Source organism: Intrasporangium sp., assembly GCF_032907665.1.
Lineage (GTDB): Bacteria > Actinomycetota > Actinomycetes > Actinomycetales > Dermatophilaceae > Intrasporangium.
The window spans coordinates 12,340-14,273 of the sequence record NZ_JAJJPG010000099.1 but is presented as its reverse complement, the minus strand read 5'-3'; the positions used below and the strand labels follow the sequence as shown (position 1 = coordinate 14,273).

Here is a 1,934-nt window from a genome sequence, read left to right as displayed (position 1 = left end):
TGGCCAGGAGGCCGTAGCGGTAGAACCGCTCGATGTCGTTGCCCTTGAACGTCGATCCGTCTCCCCAGATCGAGACGGCGTCCTCGTGCATGGCGCGGACGAGTAGCGTGCCGGTGACGACCCGACCCAGAGGCGTGGTGTTGAAGTAGGTCTTGCCCCCGCTGCGGATGTGGAATGCTCCGCAGGCGATCGCGGACAGTCCCTCCTCGACGAGGGCGGTCTTGCAGTCGACGAGGCGCGAGATCTCCGCACCGTACTGCCCGGCCCGGCCGGGGATGGAATCGATGTCCGGCTCGTCGTACTGGCCGAGATCGGCGGTGTAGGTGCAGGGCTCTGCGCCCTTCTCGCGCATCCACGCGACAGCCACCGAGGTGTCGAGGCCGCCCGAGAAGGCGATCCCGACTCGTTCACCGACAGGGAGCGACGTCAAGACTTTGGACACGCCTGCAAGTATATGCACAATCACGCATAGTTATCCACGCGGATTCCCGCGCCGCGCGTGAGGGCAGCCACACCGGACCGGTCGGGGGGCTTCCGGGATCTACCGTGGCCGTAGGGGTGAGGTGGGATGACGGACCCGATGACCTGCACGCGTGGGCGGCCGCCACGCGCCGATCGGACGCGCTGGTGGAGTGCCTGGGCAGGCCTGCTGATCCGGCTGGTCGTCGCCATGTCCGTCACAGGCGCACTCGGGCTGCTCGTGTTCGCCGCGCCGGCTCACGCGGCGGAGGAGGAACGGACAGCCGAGCTCGTCCTCTTCTGGGGCGACGGCTGCCCGCACTGCGCCGACGAGAAGGCGTGGCTGGAGACGGCGGCCGAGCAGTACCCGGGACTCCGCATCACGATGTACGAGGTCTGGTACGACGAGTCGAACCAGCAGGTCCTCCTCGACGCTGCGGCGCGGCTGGGCTTCGAGCCCTCAGGCGTACCCGTCACCATCGTCGGCGACCGCTACTGGATCGGGTGGTCCGAGTCCCTGCGGCCCGAGATCGAGGCCGCGATCGAAGCGGAGCTCGCCGCTGCGGAGACGGCCGGCCCGCCGGCACCGCCTCCGGCGACGTCGATGCCGACGCAACGAGCACCGACGAGCGTTGACGTCCCCCTCGTCGGGCCGGTGGAGGTCAGGGGCGACTCACTCGTCCTGTCGACCGTCCTCATCGGCTTCGTCGACGGAGTGAACCCGTGCTCGTTGTGGGTGATCTCGGTCCTGCTCGCCATCATCGTCCGCACCGGCAGTCGTCGCAGGGTGGTCGCGGTCGGCGCCGCGTTCCTGCTCGTCACCGCCCTGATGTATGCCGTCTACATCGCGGGCATCTATTCCGCATTGACGTTCGTCGGCCACCTCGGGGCCATCCAGGTCGGCGTGGCCCTCGTGGCCGGCATCTTCGGTGCCGTGAGCGTCAAGGACTACTTCGCCTTCAAGAAGGGTCTGTCGTTCACCATTCCCGATGCGTCGAAACCCGGCATCTACCAGCGGATGCGCAGGGTCGCGGGCGAGCGCGCCCTCCTGCCGGCCCTCGGCGCCACCGTGCTCCTCGCGATCGGGGTCTCGCTGCTCGAGACACCGTGCACGGCCGGTTTCCCGGTGCTCTGGGCGGGCCTGCTGCAGGCCAACGACGTGAGCACGCCCGAGGCGGTCGCCCTCTTCGCGCTCTACCTCGTGCCGTTCCTCATCGACGAGGTGGTCGTCTTCGCCGTGGCCGTGGCCACCCTGCGCGCGACGAAGCTGCAGGAGCGACACGGGCGGGTGCTCAAGCTCGCGGCCGGTGTGATGATGCTGGCTCTCGCGGTGACGGTGCTCGTCCGCCCCGAGGCCATGACGAACCCGCTGGCAGCACTCGCGGTCTTCGCCGCCGCCCTCGCCGTCGCGGTCGCCGTCCACCTCGTGACGCGGGCCGTGCGGGGTTCCCGGTGGGCTGAGACCCGGGCCTGAG

2 protein-coding genes are annotated in these 1,934 nt (G+C 69.3%); one reads left to right on the top strand and one right to left on the bottom strand.

Annotated elements, in window-relative coordinates; translation table 11 throughout:
- A partial coding sequence (locus tag LOY02_RS13985; protein ID WP_317182973.1) for an argininosuccinate synthase domain-containing protein occupies positions 1-442 on the bottom strand: 442 nt, incomplete at its 3' end.
- Between the two features lie 228 nt (positions 443-670).
- Here LOY02_RS13985 and LOY02_RS13980 point away from each other — a divergent pair.
- Complete coding sequence (locus LOY02_RS13980; RefSeq protein WP_317182972.1) at positions 671-1,933, top strand: hypothetical protein; 1,263 nt, start codon at positions 671-673, stop codon at positions 1,931-1,933.
- The last annotated feature ends 1 nt before the right edge of the window (position 1,934 follow it).

Excerpts from the sequence above, each read along its gene's own strand:
- LOY02_RS13980 (WP_317182972.1), top strand. The coding sequence starts at position 671 with ATGTCCGTCACAGGCGCACTCGGGCTGCTCGTGTTCGCCGCGCCGGCT.